Genomic DNA, 4,554 nt, shown 5'->3' on the forward strand with positions numbered 1-4,554 from the left:
GCCCCCCGCGGCGCCCCCCCCGAGCCCGCCGGGGCGCCGCGGGCCCGCGCCGCCGCCCAGAGCGGCGTAAGCACCGAGATCATCGTCATCGACCGGGGCCTGACCCCGTCGGTCGCCGACGCCATCCCCGACGTCCGGATCGTGCTCGGCGACCCCGACCGTGGTGAGCCCGGCGTGGTCGCGGCGTTCGCGCAAGCCAGCGGCGACTTCGTCGCGTACGTCGCTGGGGGAGACATCTGGAAGCCCGGTCGTCTCGCGCGGCTGGTCTCCGTGGCCGAGTCCGGAAGGCCGCTGGTCGCCGACGTGCTGGAGCGCCCGTGGCAGGCGGAGCAACGGTTCGCCGTCGACGTACCTCCGCTCTCGCCCGGACCCGAGGTGCCCGGTCCGCTGATGCGGACCCTGCTCTCGCGGCTGCTGATCTCGGCGCCGCTGCTGGCGCAGGTCGGCGGTCCCCGCGACGACATCGGCTCCGGCTGGGCCTATGACCTCGCGCTGCGGCTGACCTCCGCGGCCACCGTCGAGGTCGTGCCCGAGGTCGGTGTCGAGCGGCGTCAGGGCATCAACCCGCGCCGTCCGCGCCAGGACCGGCTCGCGCTCGACCCCTTCGACCTGGAGTCGTGGGACGACGTCGTACGCAACCGGACCTTCGTCGACTGGGCGGCTCTCGGCTCGCACACCCCTGACCCGGACGTGGTCTCGGTGGTCATCCCCACCTACGACGACTCGCTGCTGACCGTGGGTGCGGTCGAGGCCGTGATGGAGCACGGCGCGGGGGAGAAGCGGCTCGAGATCGTGGTCTGGGACAACGGCTCCTCGGACCGCGTCTCGGCGGTGCTCGACTCGCTCCCGCTGCGGTTCCCCGAGGTGAAGGTGGTGCACAGCACCGTCAACCACAACTTCGCGCTCGGCAACAACCTCGCCATCCCGTACGTCACCGGGGAGACCGTGGTCTTCCTCAACAACGACACCACGGCGCTGGCCGGCTGGCTCTCGCCGCTGGTCTCGGCGCTCGAGGATCCCGATGTGCTCGCGGTGCAGCCGCTGCTGCTCTACCCGAGCGGGTCGGTGCAGTCGGCCGGGGTCGTCTTCCCGCCCTACGGCGGGCTGCCCTACAACATGCTCGCCGAGTACCCGCCGGAGGATGCCGCCGGGCTCTCCGGTCACCGGTTCGCGGCGCTGACCGGTGCGGCGCTGGTGATGCGCTACCGCGACGTGGTCGCGCTGGAGGGCTTCGACCCGATCTTCACCAACGGCATGGAGGACGTCGATCTGTGCCACCGGCTCGCCGCGCTCCGTCCGGGCTCGTTCCGGGTCGTGACCACCTCGGAGGTCGTCCACCACGAGTCGAAGTCGAAGGGCCGGTTCGCCCGCGCCCCGCGCAACCGGCTGATCTACCTCGACCGCTGGGTCGGGCGCACCGAGCCTCGCGACGACGTGGCCGCCTGGGCGGCCTGCGGCTACCAGGTCGTCGGCCGGTCGACGGCCGGGGACCCGACCGGTCCTGCCAAGACGTACGCCGCCACCCGCCCGATCCTCGCGCCCCTGCCGCGCACCTCCGTGATCGAGGGCGTCCCGCAGCTGCGCTGGTCGATCAAGATCTCCGCACCCGGAGCACCCGAGGGCGAGCGGTGGGGCGACACCCACTTCGCCCGCGCGCTGGCCCGCTCGCTGCGCACGCTCGGCCAGTCGGCGGTCGTCGACCACCACTACGAGTGGGAGCGGCCGAGCGCGCTCGACGACGATGTCGTGGTCACCCTGCGCGGCCTCTCGCGCTACTTCCCCGCGCCCGACGGCCGGATCAACATCGGCTGGGTGATCTCCCACCCCGACTCGGTCACCCGCGCCGAGGCGGCCTCGTTCGACCGGCTGCTGGCTGCCGGTCCGATCTGGGCCGAGCGGATGTCGGCGCGATGGGGGATCCGCATCGACCCGCTGCTGCAGGCCACCGACCCGGAGCTCTTCAACCCCGACCGGGCGCTTCCCGACTCCGGTCACCCGGTGCTCTTCGTCGGCACCTCACGCGACGTCGAGCGCCCGATCATCCACGACGCCGTCGCGGGCGGGCTGCCGCTGTCGGTCTACGGTCACGGCTGGGAGCCCTACATCCCGCGCCACTACGTCAAGGCCCAGCACATGTCCAACACCCGGCTCGGTGCCGAATACCGGGCCGCCGGAGTGGTGCTCAACGACCACTGGGCCGACATGCGCGACTACGGCTTCATCTCCAACCGGCTCTTCGACGCCGTCGCCTCCGGTGCCCGGGTCATCTCCGACGACGTCGTCGGCCTCCGCGACGTCTTCGGCGACACCGTGCAGGTCTACGAGACCCCCGAGGACCTGGTGAAATGGTCCTCGATGCCCGACCCCTCGGTCGTCTTCGGCACCGACGAGCACATCCGCGCCGAGGCCGCCCGCATCCACCGCGACCACGGCTTCGACGCCCGCGCCCGCTCCCTCCTCGACATCGCGCTCGAGGAGCGTGCCAAGCGATAGCCGAGGCGTCACGCGCGTCGGCCGAGTGGTCGCCCGGCGGGGTCGAGACGTCGCGTACGTCGGCCGAGAGGTCACGTACGTCGGTCGAGGCGTCACGCCTGAGGGCCCGCGAACCTGTCAGAGTGTCCGCATGACGAAGCTCTCCGTGATCCAGGCGCGCGAGCGGGACGCGCTGGTCGATGACCTGAGGTCGCTCGCACCCGACCGGTGGCGAGGGGCCACCCTCTGCGGGGAGTGGGACGTGGAGGAGGTCGTGGCGCACCTCGGTGCGGCCTCGCGGCTCTCGTTCCCGGGCTGGCTGCGCAGCATGATCGGGGCGCGGTTCGATCCGGACGTACACAACCGCAGGCGGCTCGAGGAGTTCCGTGGCCCCTCGCCCGCGGAGACGCTGGAGATGTTCGCGGGGATCGGTCCGATCCGACTGCCGCGCAAGGAGAGCGTCGGCGGGCTGGGGGAGATGATCGTGCACAGCGAGGACATTCGCCGGCCGCTCGGCATCCGGCACGACCCCGATCCCGATGGGCTCCTGGCGGTCGCGACGTTCTTCGCCGCCAAGGACTTCGCGGTCAACAGCAAGTCGCTGGTCGCGGGGCTTCGCCTCCGAGCGATCGACGCGGAGTTCGTGGCTGGTGACGGTCCCGAGGTCGGCGGGCGCCTGCTCGACCTGGTCATGGCGATGGCCGGCCGGGGCGAGGTGCTCGAGGATCTGAAGGGGGACGGCGTTCCAGAGCTCCGGCGCCGGCTGGACTGAGACTCCGAACCAACTGGTTCGTCCAGGCCGCCGTAGGGTGTCGGATGGAGATGACGGCACGGCAGCATGGGGGAGACGGGTTGGGAAGCGACGGGAGCCGGCTCGAGCGGTTGATGCAGGAGTCCGTCCGGGTCTCCCCGGCCCCGGGAAGCCACTCGCCCGCTTGGCGCGCGAGCGTGACGCTGCTCGTCGGGTTGGTGGCGCTCGCCGTGACCGGACACATCGAGCTGGCCGCGTACGCCTGCTTCGGCACCTTCGCCTCGATCTACGGCGGCCGCCAGCCGCTGCGAGGACGGTGGCGGACCCAAGCCGCGGCCGGAGCGCTGATGTGCGCGGCGGTCCTGTGCGGTGCGCTCGTCGCGACCTCTCCGCACCGGGCCTGGCTCGTCATCCCCGTCGCCGCGGTGTGGGCCGCGGCCGGGTCGATGCTCTCGGACCGGTTCGTGCTGCGGCCGCCGGGACCGATGTTCCCGGTGTTCGCGGTGGCGACGTGTGCCGCGCTTCCGGTGACGCTGTCGGGGGTCGCGGTCGCGGTCGGAGTAGCGGCGGCGGCCGCGCTGATCGCGGTGTTCCTCGGGCTGCTCGAGGAGCGGCTGGCCGGGAACGGAGCCTCGGTCGAGCCAGCTCGTGGTGAGGTCCGGCTCGACCATGCGACCGCGGTCGTCGTCGCGGTCGTGGTCGCCGGGACGATCTCGACCGCGCTCGGGCTGAGCCACACCTACTGGGCGATGGTGGCCGCGGCGGTGCCCTTCGGGGTCACCGGCTTGCTGGCCCAGACGACCCGCGGCCTGCAGCGCGTCGTCGGTACGCTGGTCGGCCTGGTCCTGGCCGCCGTACTTCTCTCCGTCTCCCTGCCCGCCCTCGTCGTCGCCGTGGTCGTCGCCGCGCTCCAAGCAGTCACCGAGCTGCTCGTCGGGCGCCACTACGGCCTCGCGCTCGTCGTCATCACCCCGCTCTCGCTGCTGATGGTCCAACTCGGCCACCCGCAGCCCGTCGACGCGCTGCTGTGGTCACGCCTCGCCGAGACCCTCCTCGGCGTCGTCGTAGGCCTCGCCGCCGCCCTCGCCCTCCGCGAGTACCGCCGCCGCTGACCAAAGCCGAGGCGTCAGGCGCGTCGACCGAGGCGTCACGTACGCCGGCCGAGGCCTCACGTGCGTCGGTCGAGGCGTCACCCACTGCCAACTCGGCCGTCCTTAGTGACGCTTCGCCCGACGGGGCTGACGTTTCGGCCGGCGGGGCGCTGAGGTAGAGGATTACGCGCCGAGTCGGCGCAACCGCACGCCTCGCTCGCTTCGCTTCGCTCCAAGGCG

General features: G+C 72.3%; 3 protein-coding genes. All 3 read left to right on the forward strand.

Going from position 1 to position 4,554, the window contains the following annotated elements:
* Window positions 1–2,493, forward strand: a 2,493-nt coding sequence (locus ACFU7D_RS28735) for a glycosyltransferase (RefSeq protein WP_378873693.1), incomplete at its 5' end; no start/stop codon positions are given.
* A 130-nt stretch (window positions 2,494–2,623) separates the two neighbouring features.
* The gene (locus ACFU7D_RS28740; RefSeq protein ID WP_378873696.1) at window positions 2,624–3,244 is read left to right on the forward strand and encodes a maleylpyruvate isomerase family mycothiol-dependent enzyme; all 621 of its coding nucleotides are present in this window, start codon (window positions 2,624–2,626) and stop codon (window positions 3,242–3,244) included.
* Between the two features lie 80 nt (window positions 3,245–3,324).
* Entirely contained in the window at window positions 3,325–4,335 is a 1,011-nt protein-coding gene (locus ACFU7D_RS28745) for an FUSC family protein (RefSeq protein ID WP_378873699.1), read from the forward strand.
* The last annotated feature ends 219 nt before the right edge of the window (window positions 4,336–4,554 follow it).

The organism is Nocardioides sp. NPDC057577 (assembly GCF_042801335.1).
Taxonomy (GTDB): domain Bacteria; phylum Actinomycetota; class Actinomycetes; order Propionibacteriales; family Nocardioidaceae; genus Nocardioides.

What these genes read in the sequence shown, in the direction of transcription:
- ACFU7D_RS28740 (WP_378873696.1), top strand. Translation starts at nt 2,624, where the DNA reads ATGACGAAGCTCTCCGTGATCCAGGCGCGCGAGCGGGACGCGCTGGTC.